Below are 17,208 nucleotides of genomic sequence, written 5' to 3'. Positions count from 1 at the left end.
TCAGCGGCCTGCTCTGGAACCTGTACCTGCAGACACCTCTGGGAGCAGAGACGAAACGGGGTACAGGCTCTTGTCCGAATAGGGCAAGAAAGCCGGTACGGGACATGGGCGAGGGGATACCCGTGAGCGATCACCTTCGCGAGCGGGAGTCACACAGCACTCACTCTATTGGCTGAGTGCGGGAGAACGCGCTGCCGGTGACGGCAGCATCATCAGCGAGGAACACATGCCGCACGACAACGAGGCGCTGGACATACCAGGGTTGCGCCAGCCACCGGTGTCCGGCCCAGGAGCACCCCGGGTGTTCGTTCTGGACCGCAAGGGACGCCCGATGATGCCTTGCCATCCTGCCCGTGCTCGCGAACTTCTGAGAAAGAGCAGGGCTGTTGTCGCCCGGCACACGCCCTTCACGATCCGCATCAAGGATCGACTTCTGGAGAACTCGGAAGTCAGTGGCGTCGCGGTTCGGATCGACCCGGGGTCGAAGGCGACGGGCATCGCCGTGACCGATGACATCACGCGAGTGTCTGCCGAGGCCGGTGAAGTCGCCGCTCTCCGGCGTGGGTTGTACGCGGTGGAACTGGTGCACCGAGGCTCGGCCATCCGCAAGAGCATGGAACAGCGCGCGAGTTACCGGCGGCGGCGGCGAGTGGCTAACACGCGTTACCGTGCCCCTCGCTTCGACAACCGGTGCCGTTCGGAGGGGTGGCTGCCGCCTTCTCTGCAGCACAGGGTGGACACTACTGCCTCCCAGGTGGAGCGCCTGGCGCGGCTGGCTCCGCTGACCGCGGTGCACGTCGAGCGGGTCGCTTTCGACACTCATGCCATCTCGGCCGGAGGGGAGCTCTCTGGGGTTGAGTACCAGCAGGGAACCTTGGCCGGATACGAAGTGCGCCATTACCTGCTTGAGAAGTGGGGGCGACGTTGCGTCTACTGCGACAAGAGTGGTGTTCCCCTTCAGATCGATCACATTCTTCCCAAGGCGAGTGGTGGCTCAGACCGCGTTTCGAACCTCGCTCTGTCATGTGCGCCTTGCAACCAGGCCAAGGGGTCCCGTTCTGCCGAGGACTTCTTGAGGGGCAGGCCCGCTCTCGTCACACAGCTCAAACGACAGGCCAAGACTCCCCTGCGAGACGCGGCTGTGATGAACGCGACTCGCTACCGGCTCTCTGAGCGGCTTCGCGGCCTTGGACACCCGGTTTCGTGCTGGTCCGGAGGGAGGACGAAGTACAACCGTGTCCTCTGTGGACTGACCAAGTCGCACACCCTCGATGCGCTGGCGGTTGGTGAGGTAGGGCCCGATCGCTGGATCGTGCGCTACCCGTCTCAGGTACTGATCGCTGCCGCTACCGGACGCGGTGGCTACGCGCGCACCCGAAGTGACAAGCACGGATTTCCCCGTCTCGCGTTGCCTCGTACGAAGTCACATCACGGCTTCCAAACGGGCGATCTCGTGCGCGCCATCGTGCCGGTGGGTGCAAAGGCCGGTACGCATACTGGCCGGGTCGCTGTGCGAGCATCGGGACGCTTCAACATCCGTACCCAGCACGGCATCGTGCAAGGCATCGGTCATCAGTATGTGCGTCTACTCCAACGCGCGGATGGCTACGGCTATGTCATCCGTGCAGAAGAACAGAACGCACAATTCCCGGCCGGAGCAGCCGGTTTCGACGCAGGAGGAGCTCGATGACTCCCGGCAACAGCGGCGCGAGCACGCCCGAGGACGATGACCCGTTCGGCTACCTGTACGAAGACGGGCGGGCCGCCGGTGCCCAGCCGCCGAGCAGCGGCTACGGCTACCCGAACTCGGTCGGCCGTACGCGACCGGTCGGCGAGCGTCAGTACGGCGGCCCGCCGCAGGGCCAGCAGCAGTCGGCGTACGGCCAGACCGTGCCGACCGCCCAGACCGCGCAGTACGGCCAGGCGATCCCGCAGCAGCAGGGGGCGTACGGCGCCCCGAACACCCACTACCAGGCGCCCGAGGCCTTCGGTGGTGGCCCTACGGCTCCGCAGCAGCCCGCGTACAGCGGTGGCGGCGGCCGAGGCGGGCGGGGCTCCGGCCCCAACACCAAGGGTCTGCTGATCGGTGCCGTCGCGGTGGTCGCCGCGGTCGTCATCGGTATCGCCGTGGCGATGATGGGCGGCGGCAACGGCGACAAGGACAAGGCCGGCGGCGCCGGCGCCAGTCCCTCGACCGGGCAGAGCGCCGAGCCGTCCCCGTCGGCCAGCGCCTCGGAGGTCACGGAGGAGAACCTGCCGGAGATCGACGCGAAGGCGCTGAAGTTCGGGCCTGGCGTGACGACGGCGTCGGAGGTCGAGGGCGCCGGTGCGGTGGGCGGCATTTACGTGACAGGGCTCAACCAGGTCGGCGCCACGGTCACCTGGACCGTCAATGCCATCCCCAAGGAAGGCGCCTACACCCTCTTCGTGGGATACAGCGTCCCCGGCAAGGACGCGGAGATGACGCTTAGCGTCAACGGCCAGGAGTTTGGAAGCAAGCTGAACTTGGGGAACTTCGCGAAGGCTGGCGAGGGCGATTACGCGAAGGGCTGGACACGGACCTACGTGTGGCCCACCCTCAACAAGGGTACGAACACCATCACCGTCTCCTGCCAGGACGGCGACCAGTGCGACGCACTCCTGGACCAGATGTGGCTGAAATCTGGTCAAGTCAAAAAGTGATTTCGATCATTAGGCTGATTATCTTCTGATGGATGCTGATCATCGCCCGTAGGTTGTGGATGACCATTCTGCACATCGCGCGGGGAGATATTATGCCCAAATTTGTCTGGAAACGTATACTCGGTACGGTCATGGCGGCCTCGGCGTTGGTCGCCATTCAGGCGTCACCCGCCTCTGCGGCAACGACGACACAATGCAACACCACGCAGGGCGCGCAGGGCGCCTACGGAAAGCTGACCCTCTCGTGGAACGTCAGCAGGACCAAGATAAACAACCTGACGCTGCGTGGCGAGGATAAGGCCGCGGACGGTATGCACCCTGCAGTGCGGCTCGTCACTGAGCAGGGCGACTACGACTACCACTACTGGTCCTGGCACCACGTCAACGGTGGCAGCGGCACCGCGCAGGAGTGGAAGACCAGCGCTTCCGACAGCGAGGGAATCCGGTCCGCACGGATCCAGGTGGCCAACTTCGACGGTGACAGCCTGGTGTACCACTGCCTGTCGCAGTCGGTGTTCAATCCCGCTTACTGATCCGGTCGACGGCGCTGGTTGCTGACTGCGTACGAAGGTCCTAGGCGGGACCTTCGTACGTACTCGGCTCACTCATGGCGGTCATGCCGCGCTGGCGTACCCGGTCACCGTGATCCGGCCGAGCAACTCTTCATAGGCTGCCCGGTCGAACTCGCCTGCCATGGGCGCCAGTACGGTCGCCGTGGACAGGGCGGCGGCGCGGGCGAGATTGTCCGGCCACGGGATTCGGTTGGCCAGGTCCGGCGGCAGGTCCGCGATCGCCGAGTTTGTAGGCGCCCGTTGATTGCCCCGGACGCGGGTCGGCGGGATTGCCGCCAGAGGCTCTCGGGGGTCACCGCGAGCAGCCCGTCTGGACTCAGTGAGGCCACCACGGCCCTTGCACCGCGCCCTGCGGGCGTCCCGGGTCGCCGTCGTCCGCTCGTGGGAGTCGGTGAGTTCACCGGCGTTCGGCTTGACCGGGTCGGCGCGGGCCGCGCGCTGTGCCGCCACGGCTCACCGGTGGTGTCGAGCAGCCCGGGTACGTCGGCTGCCCGTTCGGTGTGGATGAGGTCGGCGTACGTGCCCACCGGCACTCCCGGCGGCAGGCTTTCGCACAGGGCCACCGCGGAGACGGACGGTAGCAGTCCCTCGTGCACGTCCTGGAAGGCGGACCACTCGGCCGGGGTGATCTGCGGGCCGGGCTCGTTGAGTTGGGTCGCGTTCATGGGCTGAGCGTCTCCGGCCGTTTCTCATCGATCACCGCTATCTATCGTGCGGTGAGCGGGCCGCCCGTAAAGCCGGTGACCGTCACTCGTGGCAGAGGGCCGCCAGCACTCGGGCCACGTTCAGGCCCTTGCCGCAGGGGCGTTCGGTCACCTCGGAGACCCGGTGGGACCCGTGGGAACAGAGGGATCGTACCCGATAGGTGATGTCGAGAGCGGTGCTCAGTGTGACCGTGAGGATCGTCTGGTCCGACCTCCCCCGAGTACATGCGCTTGCCATTAGTTCTGGAGAATCGATCATGCCAAAGGTGCGGGGCCCGTTACAGTCCCCGCACCTCAATGTGGCGTCAAACCAGCCTAGTGGGTCCAGTCAGTGCAGGAATTCAGGATGGTCGAACCTTCTGCTCTGGCCACCTGAACGCCGCTCTTGAAGATGCCACGCTCAGAGTCCTGGGCGGTCGTGTTCACAACTATCGTGCCTACGCCTTCATAGTTGGCGTGCCACTTCCAATACCGCGTGGTTCCGGTGCCGTCCACGGTGATGAACCGGGCTCGTGCGTGATGGCCGTCCCTTGCGTCGTCCGTGATCTCGAAGCGAAGGTCACGCTTGGCGCCGGGGCCATCGTTGGTTAGCTGAATCACCCGCAGCAGAGCGCTAGCTCCGGTCGTGGTGCAGGCGGGGTATGAGGGATCGCCGACGGCGTGCGCAGTACTGGGTACGGCGACGGCGAGGAGCAGCGCCACGGACCCGGCCCCCACCGTCCGTGCCGCAAGGTTCAAAGGCTTGGTCAAACTGTGATCTTATGATCACGACCTGTCAAAGTCGATTGTATGTGCGATATTTGTAGCCGCAGTGTGATCGACGTAGCACGCCAAGTGGCATCCGGTGTCAACCCAGTTGGGGTTATTCCGCAGCGATGTGACCCTTATTGAGGCTCGACTACCCATTCACCCCGGCGCATCACTCCCTTGAGCGTGAAGTCCGCGTCCAGCAGCACGAGGTCCGCGTCCTTGCCCGGTTCCAGGGAGCCCACCCGGTCGTACATCCCCAGCAGCCGGGCCGGGTTGGCGGACAGTGCGGCGACCACGTCCGTGACCGGGAGCCGGTCGACGGTGACCGCCCGCTTGAAGGCGCGGTCCAGGGTGAGTGTCGAGCCGGCGATCGAACCGCCCTCGACCAGCCGCGCCACACCCTCGCTGACCTCGACCTCCAGCGGGCCGAGCAGATAGCGGCCGTCGCCGAAGCCGGCGGCGTCCATCGCGTCGGTGATGAACGCCACGCGGCCCGCGCCCGCGTGATGGAAGGCGAGTTGGAGGGCTGCCGGGTGCAAGTGCGTGCCGTCGTTGATGAGTTCGACGGTGACGCGCTCGTCTTCGAGAAGGGCGGCGATCGGACCGGGGGAGCGGTGGCCGAGGACGGGCATCGCGTTGAAGAGGTGCGTGGCGACGGTGGCGCCCGCGTCGATGGCCTCCACCGTCTGCTCGTACGTCGCGTCCGTGTGACCGATCGCCGCGAGGACGCCGTGCTCGACGAGCAGCCGTACGGAGTCGAGGCCGCCGGGGAGTTCGGTGGCGAGGGTGAGCATCCTGGCCTGCCCGCGCGCCGCGTCGATCAGCTTGCGTACGTCCGCCGGGTCCGGGTCGCGCAGCAGCGCCTCGGAGTGGGCGCCCTTGCGGCACGGGGAGATGAAGGGGCCCTCGAAGTGGACGCCGGCGATGTCACCCTGCTCGGCCAGCTCGGAGAGGAGGCCGGCGCGGGCGGTGAGGGTGTCCATGTCGCCGGTGACGGTGCTGGCGACGAGGGTGGTGGTGCCGTGTGTGCGGTGGGTGTGGACGCCCTTGAGTACGTCTTCGGTGGTGCCCGAGGTGAAGGAGGCTCCGCCGCCGCCGTGGTTGTGGAGGTCGACGAAGCCGGGGATGAGCCAGTGGCCGGGGAGGTCGATCACCTGGGCGTTCTCGTGGGGGTGGTCGGTGATTTTGGTGCCCTCGACGGTCAGTTGACCGCCGTCGGTGATTCCTGTGGGGAGTACTGCTCGGGCGCCCCTGAGCACCAGGCCGTGGGGTGGGTGCGGGCTCGTGGGGGCTGGTCGCGCAGTTCCCCGCGCCCCTTGGTGAGCTGCCGGCGGGGCGTTTTCTTCGCGCGGTCGGCTGGGCTGTCGCGCAGTTCCCCGCGCCCCTGGGTGGGTTGCCGCTGGGTCTGTTGACAGTGCACCCGTCTTCACTGGGGTCGTTGCCATCAGGGCGTTGCCTCCGTGAGGTCGGTGAGGGTCAGGAGGTCCCAGGCGAGGAGGCCTGCTCCCAGGCAGCCTGCTGTGTCTCCCAGGGCCGCCGGGGCGATGGTCGGGAGCTTCTGGAAGGTGAGCCGTTCTTGTACGGCGGTGCGCAGCGGTGTGAACAACGTGTCGCCCGCTTCCGCCAGGCCGCCGCCGATGATCAGGGTGCGGGGGTCGAGGAGGGTGAGGGCGGTGACCAGGCCGTCGGCGAGGGCGTCGACGGCGTGCCGCCAGACCTCGCGGGCGCGTGGGTCGCCGGAGTCGACGGCCTTGGCGCAGTCCGCCGCGTCCGCGGCCGGGGTGCCGGAGGCCTCGGCCCATGCCTCGCTGACCGCCGACGCCGACGCGTACCGCTCCAGACAGCCGCGCTGACCGCACGGGCACGGGGTGCCGCCGGGCCGTACGACGATGTGGCCGACCTCGCCGGCGAAACCGTGCGCGCCCGCCTCCACCCGGCCGTCGACGCCGATCGCGCCCGCGATGCCGGTGCCGAGGGCGATGAAGAAGAAGCGGTCGGCTCCCTGACCGGCCCCGATGCGCCCCTCCGCGAGGCCGCCCGTCCGGACGTCGTGGCCCAGGGCGACCGGCAGGCCGAGCCGCTCGGTGAGCAGCTCTCGCAGGGGTACGTCACGCCAGCCGAGGTTGGCCGCGTAGACGGCGAGGCCGCGCTCGGCGTCGACGATGCCGGGCACGGAGACTCCGGCGGCGGCTGCGCTCTCGCCCAGGTGGGCGATGCCGTGCGCGTGCAGGTCGGCGGCGAAGTCGAGGATCGCCTCGACCACGGCTTCGGGGCCGCGCTCGCGTCCGGTCGCCCGGCGCGTCTGGTGGAGCAGAGCGCCGTCCGGCCCGATGAGGGCGGCTTTCATCGCGGTGCCGCCCACGTCGAGGGCGATGACATGTCTCACGAGGACAGTGTGGCCCGTAGACCCGGAAGAGGTCTAGTCCACTCACGTGGTGTAGACCTTATGGAGCTAAGAAGTTGAACGTACCAATGAACACATATATGAACGACCAGTGGGGATTTTGCAGTGCAACGGCGCAGGACAGGCATGATCGCGGCGGTGTCCGCACTCGGGATGACAGCGGCTCTCGGCGGTTGTGGAGGCGTCGGCTCGGGTGACGTCACCCTGAAGCTGGTCGCCGCCGACTACGGCGACTCCGACGCCAACAGCTCCCAGAAGTACTGGGACAAGCTGGTCGGGGAGTACGAGGACGCCCACCCCGGTGTGCAGGTCGACGTCAGCGTCTACTCCTGGAACGACGTCGACCGCAAGGTCAAGGAGATGGTCGCCGCCGGCGACGCCCCCGACCTGGCGCAGATCGGCGCCTACGCCGACTACGCGGCCAAGGGCGAGCTGTACCAGGCCGACGACCTGCTCTCCATCCCGACGCAGGCCGACTTCGTCACCCAGCTGGCCGACGCCGGAGAGGTCAGGCGCACCCAGTACGGCATGCCCTTCGCCGCCTCCACCCGCCTCCTCTTCTACAACAAGAAGCTCTTCACCGAGGCCGGCCTCACCCCGCCCACCACCTGGAGCGAGCTGGCCGCCGACGCCGCCGCGCTCAAGGAGAAGGGCGTGAAGTACCCGTACGCCCTCCCGCTGGGGCCCGAGGAGGCGCAGGCCGAGACCATGCAGTGGCTGCTCAGCGGCGGCGAGGGCTACACCAGCGAGGTCGGCACCTACGGCATCGACGCCCCGCAGAACATCAGGACGTTCACCTGGCTCAAGGACGAACTCGTCGACAAGGGCCTCACCGGTTCCGTCGCCCCCGGCAAGCTCAACCGGGCCGCCGCGTTCGCCGCCTTCGCGCGCGGAGAGGTCGGCATGCTCAACGGCCACCCCTCGCTGATGAAGATCGCGGCGGCCAAGGGGGTCGACTTCGGGATGGTGCCGATGCCGGGCCGGGAGCGCTCGACGCGGTCCGCGATGGGTGTCGCCGACTGGATGATGGCCTTCAAGAAGAACGGCCACCGCAACGAGGTCGGCGGGTTCCTCGACTTCGTCTACGAGAAGAAGAACGTGCTCGCCTTCTCCCGCGAGTACGACCTCCTGCCGGTCACCACCTCCGCCTCCAGGACGATGTCCGCCGCCGCCGAGGACAAGGATCTCGCCCCCTTCCTGGACGAGCTTCCGACCGCCCAGCTCTATCCGGTCGGCAAGACGTCCTGGGCGCAGGTCAACGCGGACATCAAGCAGCGGATCGGTACGGCGTTCACGGCGAACGGCGACCCGGCTGCGGTCCTCGCCGAGCTGCAGACGCAGGCCAACGCGGCGGAGACCGAGGAGGAGAACGCCCAGTAGGCGGCCGCCGCCGGACCGTGGGAGCGGGCGGACCGGGCTGCCAGGGCGGATGTCAGTGGCGGGGTCTACGGTGCTTTTCATGGACGGGGAGCAGTTGGGGCGACGGGAACAGGACATTCTCGCGCTGGAGCGTCGGGGGTTCGCGGGGCCGGGTGCGAAGGAGCGGGCGATCCGTGAGGAGCTGGGGTTGGTGCCGGTGCGGTATTACCAGTTGCTGAACGCGTTGCTGGACGATCGGCGGGCGCTGGAGTGTGATCCGGTGACGGTGAACCGGTTGCGGAGGGTGCGGGAGGCTCGGCGGGGGGAGCGTTAGCCGGGGCCGGGTTGTTTCGCCCCCGCCGCCCCTACCCGTCCCATCCCGTTCCTGGGGGCTGCGCCCCCAGACCCCCCTTTCGCGCTGAACGCGCTCGTCCTCAAACGCCGGACGGGCTGGAAATGCGGGCCGGCGCTGGAAGGGTGCCCTCCGGGCTGGGGGTACGGGTCTTGTGTCGGTCGCCGGGTGGGCTGGGATGCTGGAGCCATGGACTTGCTTCCCACGCCCCTGACGCAGGCCGGCCGTGACGGGCTGGACGCCATTCTCGCCGAGCCCGGTGGTGCCGTCGTCGCCCTCGACTTCGACGGGACCCTCGCTCCGATCGTGGCCGACCCCGAGCAGGCCCGCGCGCACCCCGACACGCTCGCCGCCCTCTCCGCCCTCGCGCCCCGGGTCGCCTCCGTGGCCGTCGTCACCGGACGCCCCGCCGGTGTCGCGGTCCGGCACGGTGGTTTCGCGGGCGTGCCCGGCCTGGAACACCTCGTCGTCCTCGGCCACTACGGCACCGAACGCTGGGACGCCGTCACCGGCACGGTCAGCGCCCCCGCCCCGCACCCCGGCGTCGCCGCCGTCCGCGCCGAGCTGCCCGGGTTCCTCGAAGGGCTCGGTGCCTGGCAGGGCACCTGGATCGAGGAGAAGGGCCGGGCCGTCGCCGTGCACACGCGGCGCGCCGCTGATCCGCAGGCCGCGTTCGAGGCCCTGCGCGAGCCCCTCGCCGACCTGGCGACCCGTCACAACCTGATCGTCGAACCCGGCCGCCTGGTACTGGAGCTGCGCCCACCCGGCATGGACAAGGGCGTCGCCCTGGAGGAGTACGTCCGCGAGACCGGCGCCACCTCGGTCCTCTACGCCGGCGACGACCTCGGCGACCTCCCGGCGTTCGCGGCGGTGGAGAAGCTCCGCCAGAACGGCATGCCCGGCGGCATCCCCGGCCTCCTGGTCTGCAGCGGCAACAGCACCGAGGCCGTGACGGAGCTGGCGGAACGCGCCGACCTCGTCGTCGACGGTCCCGCAGGCGTCGTAGGGCTGCTGGCCGCCCTCGGGCAGGCCGTCGTCGGCCGTTAGTCGCTGAGCGCGTTCAGCTGGTCCAGGAACCACTGGGCCGGCGGCAGCGCGGTCGCCGCCGCGGCCAGTCGTTTCGTGCGTTCCGCCCGTTCGCCGGCGCTCATGGTCAGGGCCTCCTCCAGAGCCCGCGCCGTCTGCGTGACGTCGTACGGGTTCACCACGATCGCGTCCTCGCCCAGCTCCTCGTACGCCCCCGCCTCCCGCGACAGCACCAGCGCGCACCCCTCGTCGGAGACCACCGGGATCTCCTTGGCGACGAGGTTCATGCCGTCGCGGATGGGGTTGACGAGGGCCACGTCGGCCAGTCGGTACGCGGCCAGGGAGCGGGCGAAGTCGTCCTTGACGTGAAGGACGACCGGGGTCCAAGTCGGTGTCCCATAAGCCGAGTTGATGTCGTCGGCCACCCGCTGCACCTCGGCCGTGTAGTCGCGGTAGACGGCGAGATCCTGGCGGGAGGGGTAGGCGAAGGCCACGTGCGTCACCCGCTCCCGCCACTCCGGGCGGTCCTCCAGCAGCTGCCGGTACGCCAGCAGGCCCCGCACGATGTTCTTCGACAGTTCCGTACGGTCCACCCGCACGATCGTCTTCCGGTGCCCGTCCCCGCCGATCTCCTCGCGCAGGGCGGCCATCCGCTCCTCGACGTCCGGCTCGTGCGCGCGCCTGCGCAGGAAGTCCGCGTCGGCGCCCAGACCGTGTACGCCGATCCGCGTGTCGCCGACACCGCCGACCAGGTCCGTACAGCAGGCGGTGAACGCGTCCGCCCACCGCCGGGTGAGGAAACCGAGGCGGTCCGCGCCGAGCATGCCGCGAAGGAGCTGGGCTGAGATGTCGTACGGCAGCATCCGGAAGTAGTCCGCCGGTGCCCACGGCGTGTGCGAGAAGTGGCCGATGCGCAGGTCGGGGCGGAGTTCGCGCAGCATGCCGGGGACCAGGCACAGGTGGTAGTCCTGGACAACCACCGACGCGCCCTCGGCGGCCTCCGCGGCCAGTGCCTGGGCGAACGCGCGGTTGTAGGCCTCGTACGACGCCCACCGGCGCCGGAACTCCGCGTCGAAGACCGGCTCCAGCGGGGTCTGGTACAGCATGTGGTTCACGAACCAGAGCACCGAGTTGGCGATGCCGTTGTACGCGTCCTCGTGCACGTCCGCCGGGATCGCGAGCATCCTGACGCCCGGCTCGGCCTCCCCGCGCCGGACGGCCTCGCGGTCGCCGTCGCCGAGGGCGGAGCAGACCCACAGGGCGTCCGCGTCAGGCCCGATCGCCGACAGCCCGGAGACCAGCCCGCCGCCGCCGCGCCGGGCCTGCAGCGAGCCGTCCTCACGGACCTCGTACGTGACCGGGCCACGGTTGGAAGCGACCAGAACCCGGTAAGAGCCCTGCGTACCCTGCACACCTTGCGTCGAAGCCATACGCCTCAACCTAGCCCGGCCCGGAAACGCTCAAACGTACGCACGTACGCCTCAGCCGTATACGAGCCGCCTAGGCGGCCTTTCTCCTCGCGTACTCCGCGATCTCCGCCATGGGCGGGCGTTCCTCCGTGTCCACCGAGTACGTCCGGGGCTCGAAACCGTCCTCTCCGCGCTCGAACTGGGTGAGCGAGGGGCGGATCAGATGGCCCCGGGCCAGCCGGAGCTGCGCGGTGCGGTAGATCGCGGCGGACATCCGGCCCAGGGCCTGGCCGTCCTGGTGGCGGTGCTTTCGCACACCCACGTCGACCTGCGCCAGCGCGTCCAGGCCCACCAGGTGCAGGGCGTCGATCAGCATGCCCAGCTCCACGCCGTAGCCGACGGGGAACGGGAGCTGTTCGAGGAGCGAGCGGCGGGCCGCGTACTCGCCGCCGAGCGGCTGGACGAAGCCGGCCAGCTGCGGCCAGTGCATGTTGAGCAGGGGGCGCGCCATCAGCTCGGTGACCCGGCCGCCCTGGCCGGCGGCCTGACCGAGCGGGCGGTCGTACATCGCCTTGACGAGGTCTACACCCGGGTCCGTGAGCAGGGGGCCCACGATCCCGGAGACGAAGTCCGACGAGAACTCCTTCAGGTCCGCGTCGACGAAGCAGACGATGTCCCCGCTGGTGACCAGGAGGGAGCGCCACAACACCTCGCCCTTGCCCGGCACGGCCGGGATGCGCGGCAGGATGTCGTCGCGGTGGACGACCCGGGCGCCCGCCGCGGCGGCCACCTCGGAGGTACGGTCGGTCGATCCGGAGTCGATGACCACGATCTCGTCGACGAGCGGGACCTTCAGCATCAGGTCACGGCGGATGACGGCGACGATCTCGCCGACGGTCTCCTCCTCGTTGAGCGCGGGCAGGACGACACTCACCGTGGCGTTCGAGGAACGCTTCGCGGCGATCAGCTTCTTGAGCGGGCGGTCGCGGGCGGACCAGGAGCGCGTGCTCAGCCAGCGCTCGACGTCTTCCAGCACGTGCGGCTCTCCCTTACGTTGCATGGGGGGAAGCGCGATCTTGTATCTCGCGGTTCGGACGGCTCCCACCACCATCCAAGCCTTCGGTTACAGTCTTGAACAACGCGGGTGACCATCGCATGTCCGAGGTCGCCAGTGTTCACAACCGCACAACCCCACAACTTCATACCGCTCATCCAGAGGGGCAGAGGGATACGGCCCGATGAAGCCCCGGCAACCCTCCAGTCGGCACTCGTGATCCATTTACGGTCAGCGAGGCTCCCGGCTCGGGAAGGTGCCAAATCCGTCTCATGGCGAAATGCGTCGTGAGGAAGATGAGGAAGGGTTTCGCCTCCATGGCTGCGCAAACTGCCGAGAGCACCACGTCCGGCTCCGTCACCTCCGCCGTCCCCCCTGTTGATCTCGGCCCCGCCGCCGCACTCTCCTGCCGCGAATGCGGCCACCGCGTGCCCCTCGGTCCGGTGTTCGCCTGCGAGGAGTGTTTCGGCCCGCTGGAGATCGCCTACGACTTCTCCTCGTACGACACCGAGGAACTCCGTAAGCGCATCGAAGCGGGACCCGCGAACATCTGGCGTTACGCACCCCTCCTGCCCGTTCCCGCGAACGTCGCCGAGAAGCCGAACATCAACCCCGGCTGGACCAAGCTCGTCCAGGCCGACAATCTCGCCCGCGAGCTGGGCGTCGACGCCGGCAAGCTCTTCGTCAAGGACGACTCCGGCAACCCGACGCACTCCTTCAAGGACCGGGTCGTCGCCCAGGCCCTGGAGGCCGCCCGCGCCTTCGGCTTCACCACCCTCTCCTGCTCCTCCACGGGCAACCTGGCCGGTGCCGTCGGCGCCGCCGCCGCCCGGGCGGGCCTGCGCTCCTGCGTGTTCATCCCGCACGACCTGGAGCAGGGCAAGGTCGTCATGGCCGCGGTGTACGGCGGCGAGCTCATCGGTATCGAGGGCAACTACGACGATGTGAACCGCTTCTGCTCCGAGCTGATCGGCGACCCGGCCGGCGAGGGCTGGGGCTTCGTCAACGTCAACCTGCGCCCGTACTACGCGGAGGGCAGCAAGACCCTGGCGTACGAGATCTGCGAGCAGCTCGGCTGGCAGCTGCCGGACCAGCTCGTGGTGCCCATCGCGTCCGGGTCGCAGCTCACGAAGATCGACAAGGGGCTGCAGGAGCTGATCAAGCTCGGGCTGGTCGCCGACAAGCCGTACAAGATCTTCGGCGCCCAGGCGGAGGGCTGCTCGCCGGTGTCCGTGGCCTACAAGGCCGGGCAGGACGTCGTACGGCCGCAGAAGCCGAACACCATCGCCAAGTCGCTGGCGATCGGCAACCCGGCGGACGGGCCGTACGTGCTGGATATCGCGCGGCGGACCGGGGGAGCGGTGGAGGACGTGAACGACGAGCAGGTGGTCGACGCGATTCGGCTGCTCGCGCGTACGGAGGGGATCTTCGCGGAGACCGCCGGTGGTGTGACCGTGGGTGTCGCCAAGAAGCTGATCGAGAACGGGCTGCTGGACCCGACGCTGACGACTGTCGTCCTGAACACCGGGGACGGTCTCAAGACGCTGGACGCGGTGGCGGACACGGGGCTCACCGCGACCATTCGGCCCAGCCTTGAGTCGTTCCATGCGGCCGGACTCGCGTAGGCGGTAGTTGTTCGTCTGCGGGCCCGTGGGGGCTGGTCGCGCAGTTCCCCGCGCCCCTTGGGGCGCGTCATCTGACCGGAGGTTTTCATCGTGAGCGTTTCCGTCCGTATCCCCACCATCCTGCGTACCTATACCGGCGGTCAGGCCGAGGTGGCTGCCGAGGGTGGGACCCTTGGTGAGGTCATCGCCGATCTGGAGAAGAACCACACGGGGATCGCCGCCCGTGTGCTCGACGACCAGGGCAAGCTGCGTCGCTTCGTCAACGTGTACGTCAACGACGACGACGTCCGCTTCGAGCAGGGGCTGGAGACGGCGACGCCGGACGGTGCCGGTGTGTCGATCATTCCCGCGGTCGCGGGCGGCTGATACCCGCCAGTAGTAACCGTCGGTAACATCGATTACCGAGAGTTCATCGAATTGCCCCCTCCGTGAGAGAAGCGGAGGGGGCAATTCTGTATGGTTGAGCGCGGTACAGTTGGGGAAGCCGCACCATCTCGCTCGCCGCACGCGTATTAATTCCTGCCGCGCACCCAACGAGAAGTAGCCAAAGTGTGCAGGCCTTTTGCGTTTTTTGTTCTCTTTGTGGGGCCCGGCTTGCCCTGAATCCGCGTGAATTCTCCGCATATTTCCTGACCTGGCGTGCCCGGATTTCTCGTCCAATTGACCTGTTGCAGAGGGCAGTTGGACATATACATTCGGCCGCGGTCGACGCGTTCCGGCGCACACCTCCACCGGTTGGGGGGGTGAGGTCTGACCCGGATCCGCGAAGTGCGGATCCGTGCAAGGGCCAGTAATAGGGGAGTTAGGCATGGCTCAGGGCACCGTCAAGTGGTTCAACGCGGAGAAGGGGTACGGCTTCATCGCGGTCGACGGTGGTGCGGATGTTTTCGTCCACTACAGCGCGATTCAGATGGACGGCTACCGCACCCTCGAGGAAGGTCAGCGGGTCGATTTCGAGATCTCGCAGGGCCAGAAGGGGCCGCAGGCGGACATGGTCCGTCTGGCGACCACCTGAAGCACGCGCCGGCGCACACGCAGCGACGTTCTTCTTCCTTCATCGAAGGATTCGATGGGCTCGTACCTCGTGGGACCTCACGGGGTGCGGGCCCATCGGCATGTCCGCGGGCGAAGGCCACCAGTGCCGGGTCCGCAGGCGTGTCGGCGTGGCTACCGGGCCGTAGCCACCCCCCTGTTCACCTGGGGATCTTCGAGAGTCGCTTGCACTCGGCAGGGGCGAGTGCTAATCATTGGCGTTAGCACTCTGAAGGTGAGAGTGCTACCGAAGGACCGGGTGGGTGAGGCCCGCAGGCCAGGTGGTGCAAGGAATCACCGAGGCAGGCAGGCCGTCCGTCGCGGGCGCCAGCGCGGTCCGGAGCAATCCACCCCAGTCCGGGAGGACCACTTCACATGGCCAAGATCATCGCGTTCAACGAGGAGGCACGGCGCGGTCTCGAGCGCGGGATGAACCAGCTCGCAGACGCCGTCAAGGTCACCCTCGGCCCCAAGGGCCGGAACGTCGTCCTCGAGAAGAAGTGGGGCGCCCCCACGATCACCAACGATGGTGTTTCCATCGCCAAGGAGATCGAGCTCGAGGACCCGTACGAAAAGATCGGCGCCGAGCTGGTCAAGGAAGTCGCGAAGAAGACGGACGACGTAGCCGGTGACGGCACGACGACCGCGACCGTCCTGGCCCAGGCGCTGGTCCGCGAAGGCCTGCGCAACGTGGCCGCGGGTGCGAACCCGATGGCCCTGAAGCGCGGCATCGAGAAGGCCGTCGAGGCCGTCTCCGCCCAGCTGCTTGAGCAGGCCAAGGACGTGGAGACCAAGGAGCAGATCGCTTCGACCGCCTCCATCTCCGCCGCCGACACGCAGATCGGCGAGCTCATCGCCGAGGCGATGGACAAGGTCGGCAAGGAAGGCGTCATCACCGTCGAGGAGTCCCAGACCTTCGGTCTGGAGCTGGAACTCACCGAGGGTATGCGCTTCGACAAGGGCTACATCTCGGCGTACTTCGCGACCGACATGGAGCGCATGGAGGCGTCGCTCGAGGACCCCTACATCCTCATCGCCAACTCCAAGATCTCCTCGGTCAAGGACCTGCTCCCGCTCCTGGAGAAGGTCATGCAGTCGGGCAAGCCGCTGCTGATCATCGCCGAGGACGTGGAGGGCGAGGCCCTCTCGACCCTGGTCGTCAACAAGATCCGCGGGACCTTCAAGTCCGTCGCGGTCAAGGCCCCGGGCTTCGGTGACCGCCGTAAGGCGATGCTGAACGACATCGCGATCCTCACGGGTGGCGAGGTCATCTCCGAGGAGGTCGGTCTCAAGCTCGAGAACACCTCCCTGGACCTCCTGGGCCGTGCGCGCAAGGTCGTCATCACCAAGGACGAGACCACGATCGTCGACGGCGGCGGCTCCGCCGACCAGGTCGCCGGCCGGGTCAACCAGATCCGCGCCGAGATCGAGAACTCGGACAGCGACTACGACCGCGAGAAGCTGCAGGAGCGCCTGGCGAAGCTCGCCGGCGGTGTTGCGGTCATCAAGGCCGGTGCCGCGACCGAGGTCGAGCTCAAGGAGCGCAAGCACCGCATCGAGGACGCCGTTCGCAACGCGAAGGCGGCCGTCGAGGAGGGCATCGTCGCCGGTGGTGGCGTGGCCCTGCTGCAGGCCTCCTCGGTCTTCGAGAAGCTGGACCTGACGGGTGACGAGGCGACCGGCGCGAACGCCGTCCGTCTCGCCCTGGAAGCCCCGCTCAAGCAGATCGCCGTCAACGGTGGCCTTGAGGGCGGCGTCATCGTCGAGAAGGTGCGCAACCTTCCCGTCGGCCACGGCCTCAACGCCGCGACCGGTGAGTACGTCGACATGATCGCCGAGGGCATCATCGACCCGGCGAAGGTGACGCGCTCCGCGCTGCAGAACGCCGCGTCGATCGCCGCGCTGTTCCTCACCACCGAGGCCGTCATCGCCGACAAGCCGGAGAAGGCGGGCGCCGGCGCCGGCGCCGGTGGCGGCATGCCGGGCGGTGACATGGACTTCTGATCGACCTCTGGTTGATCACTGTCCTTCGTTCCGCGTTCCGAGGGCGGCACCCTTCTCCTTACGGGGAGGGTGCCGCCCTCGGGCGTTTTCTGGGTGCTCGCGGTCCCTGAGTCGACGGTGCGGTGACCGGGATCACAGCAGGTGTTCCCGTGAGCCGGAATGGCGGGCCGGACAGGTGTGGTTGACGCATATGCGCGTGCATACAACTGTGCCTCCGCTCACTTCCCGTCCCTGT

The 17,208-nt window shown here is 68.1% G+C and carries 15 protein-coding genes, 1 pseudogene and 1 riboswitch; of the genes and pseudogenes, 10 read left to right on the top strand and 6 right to left on the bottom strand.

The window, feature by feature from the left end; all coding sequences use genetic code 11:
* Nucleotides 1–301 precede the first annotated feature (301 nt).
* From iscB to QA861_RS20000, 3 genes are read left to right on the top strand one after another with little or no spacing between them, the layout of a single operon-like run.
* Nucleotides 302–1,690, top strand: coding sequence for an RNA-guided endonuclease IscB (gene iscB, locus QA861_RS20010; protein ID WP_334589701.1), 1,389 nt, complete (start codon nucleotides 302–304; stop codon nucleotides 1,688–1,690).
* Nucleotides 1,687–2,682 (top strand): carbohydrate-binding protein, encoded by a 996-nt coding sequence (locus QA861_RS20005; RefSeq protein ID WP_334589700.1) that lies wholly within the window; start codon nucleotides 1,687–1,689, stop codon nucleotides 2,680–2,682. Before iscB ends, QA861_RS20005 begins: the two co-directional genes overlap by 4 nt.
* Before the next feature lie 32 nt (nucleotides 2,683–2,714).
* Complete coding sequence (locus tag QA861_RS20000; RefSeq protein WP_334589699.1) at nucleotides 2,715–3,215, top strand: hypothetical protein; 501 nt, start codon at nucleotides 2,715–2,717, stop codon at nucleotides 3,213–3,215.
* Nucleotides 3,216–3,296: 81 nt separating this feature from the next.
* Here QA861_RS20000 and QA861_RS19995 read toward each other — a convergent pair.
* From QA861_RS19995 to QA861_RS19980, 4 genes and pseudogenes are all read right to left on the bottom strand, one after another.
* Nucleotides 3,297–4,196, bottom strand: a pseudogene (locus QA861_RS19995) (PfkB family carbohydrate kinase).
* Nucleotides 4,197–4,273: 77 nt separating this feature from the next.
* Nucleotides 4,274–4,708, bottom strand: coding sequence for a hypothetical protein (locus QA861_RS19990; protein ID WP_334589698.1), 435 nt, complete (start codon nucleotides 4,706–4,708; stop codon nucleotides 4,274–4,276).
* Between the two features lie 134 nt (nucleotides 4,709–4,842).
* On the bottom strand, nucleotides 4,843–5,967 hold the full coding sequence (gene nagA, locus QA861_RS19985; protein WP_334589697.1) for an N-acetylglucosamine-6-phosphate deacetylase: 1,125 nt from the start codon (nucleotides 5,965–5,967) through the stop codon (nucleotides 4,843–4,845).
* Between the two features lie 185 nt (nucleotides 5,968–6,152).
* The gene (locus QA861_RS19980) at nucleotides 6,153–7,094 is read right to left on the bottom strand and encodes an ROK family protein (RefSeq protein WP_334589696.1); all 942 of its coding nucleotides are present in this window, start codon (nucleotides 7,092–7,094) and stop codon (nucleotides 6,153–6,155) included.
* 123 nt (nucleotides 7,095–7,217) lie between these two features.
* Between QA861_RS19980 and QA861_RS19975 the strand changes: the two genes are divergently transcribed.
* The 3 genes from QA861_RS19975 to otsB all read left to right on the top strand — a co-directional run bounded on the left by QA861_RS19975 (nucleotide 7,218) and on the right by otsB (nucleotide 9,870).
* Nucleotides 7,218–8,492, top strand: a complete 1,275-nt coding sequence (locus tag QA861_RS19975) for an extracellular solute-binding protein (RefSeq protein WP_443041513.1) — start codon at nucleotides 7,218–7,220, stop codon at nucleotides 8,490–8,492.
* 79 nt (nucleotides 8,493–8,571) lie between these two features.
* Nucleotides 8,572–8,805 carry a DUF3263 domain-containing protein gene (locus tag QA861_RS19970; RefSeq protein ID WP_334589694.1) on the top strand — a complete coding sequence of 78 codons (234 nt, stop codon included), beginning with the start codon at nucleotides 8,572–8,574 and terminating at the stop codon, nucleotides 8,803–8,805.
* A 207-nt stretch (nucleotides 8,806–9,012) separates the two neighbouring features.
* Nucleotides 9,013–9,870: a trehalose-phosphatase gene (gene otsB, locus QA861_RS19965; protein ID WP_334589693.1), complete on the top strand. Its 858-nt coding sequence runs from the start codon at nucleotides 9,013–9,015 to the stop codon at nucleotides 9,868–9,870.
* Here otsB and QA861_RS19960 read toward each other — a convergent pair.
* Together QA861_RS19960 and QA861_RS19955 are read right to left on the bottom strand one after the other, a co-directional pair.
* Nucleotides 9,867–11,279, bottom strand: coding sequence for an alpha,alpha-trehalose-phosphate synthase (UDP-forming) (locus tag QA861_RS19960; RefSeq protein WP_334589692.1), 1,413 nt, complete (start codon nucleotides 11,277–11,279; stop codon nucleotides 9,867–9,869). The genes otsB and QA861_RS19960 overlap by 4 nt on opposite strands.
* Nucleotides 11,280–11,349: 70 nt before the next feature.
* Nucleotides 11,350–12,294 carry a glucosyl-3-phosphoglycerate synthase gene (locus tag QA861_RS19955; protein ID WP_319097207.1) on the bottom strand — a complete coding sequence of 315 codons (945 nt, stop codon included), beginning with the start codon at nucleotides 12,292–12,294 and terminating at the stop codon, nucleotides 11,350–11,352.
* Nucleotides 12,295–12,463: 169 nt separating this feature from the next.
* Nucleotides 12,464–12,615: riboswitch (SAM riboswitch) on the top strand.
* Nucleotides 12,616–12,629: 14 nt separating this feature from the next.
* Here QA861_RS19955 and thrC point away from each other — a divergent pair.
* The 4 genes from thrC (at nucleotide 12,630) to groL (ending at nucleotide 16,973) form a co-directional block, all read left to right on the top strand.
* Nucleotides 12,630–13,937, top strand: coding sequence for a threonine synthase (thrC, locus tag QA861_RS19950; RefSeq protein WP_334589691.1), 1,308 nt, complete (start codon nucleotides 12,630–12,632; stop codon nucleotides 13,935–13,937).
* A 90-nt stretch (nucleotides 13,938–14,027) separates the two neighbouring features.
* Entirely contained in the window at nucleotides 14,028–14,303 is a 276-nt protein-coding gene (locus QA861_RS19945; RefSeq protein ID WP_006382340.1) for a MoaD/ThiS family protein, read from the top strand.
* A gap of 442 nt (nucleotides 14,304–14,745) precedes the next feature.
* A complete protein-coding gene (locus tag QA861_RS19940) occupies nucleotides 14,746–14,952 on the top strand; it encodes a cold-shock protein (RefSeq protein ID WP_006382349.1) in 207 nt (68 codons plus the stop codon).
* A 392-nt stretch (nucleotides 14,953–15,344) separates the two neighbouring features.
* A complete protein-coding gene (groL, locus tag QA861_RS19935; protein WP_334589690.1) occupies nucleotides 15,345–16,973 on the top strand; it encodes a chaperonin GroEL in 1,629 nt (542 codons plus the stop codon).
* Nucleotides 16,974–17,208: the final 235 nt, after the last annotated feature.

The organism is Streptomyces sp. B21-083, assembly GCF_036898825.1.
In the GTDB taxonomy this organism is placed as follows: Bacteria; Actinomycetota; Actinomycetes; order Streptomycetales; family Streptomycetaceae; genus Streptomyces.
The sequence above is the reverse complement of the archived record's forward strand: the minus strand, read 5'-3'. Positions and strand labels throughout refer to the sequence as shown.

Bases quoted from the DNA above. Each gene is read 5' to 3' on its own strand.
- QA861_RS20005 (WP_334589700.1), top strand. From the start codon at position 1,687: ATGACTCCCGGCAACAGCGGCGCGAGCACGCCCGAGGACGATGACCCG.
- QA861_RS20000 (WP_334589699.1), top strand. From the start codon at position 2,715: ATGCTGATCATCGCCCGTAGGTTGTGGATGACCATTCTGCACATCGCG.
- QA861_RS19970 (WP_334589694.1), top strand. From the start codon at position 8,572: ATGGACGGGGAGCAGTTGGGGCGACGGGAACAGGACATTCTCGCGCTG.
- otsB (WP_334589693.1), top strand. From the start codon at position 9,013: ATGGACTTGCTTCCCACGCCCCTGACGCAGGCCGGCCGTGACGGGCTG.
- QA861_RS19960 (WP_334589692.1), bottom strand. From the start codon at position 11,279: ATGGCTTCGACGCAAGGTGTGCAGGGTACGCAGGGCTCTTACCGGGTT.
- thrC (WP_334589691.1), top strand. From the start codon at position 12,630: ATGGCTGCGCAAACTGCCGAGAGCACCACGTCCGGCTCCGTCACCTCC.
- QA861_RS19940 (WP_006382349.1), top strand. From the start codon at position 14,746: ATGGCTCAGGGCACCGTCAAGTGGTTCAACGCGGAGAAGGGGTACGGC.
- groL (WP_334589690.1), top strand. From the start codon at position 15,345: ATGGCCAAGATCATCGCGTTCAACGAGGAGGCACGGCGCGGTCTCGAG.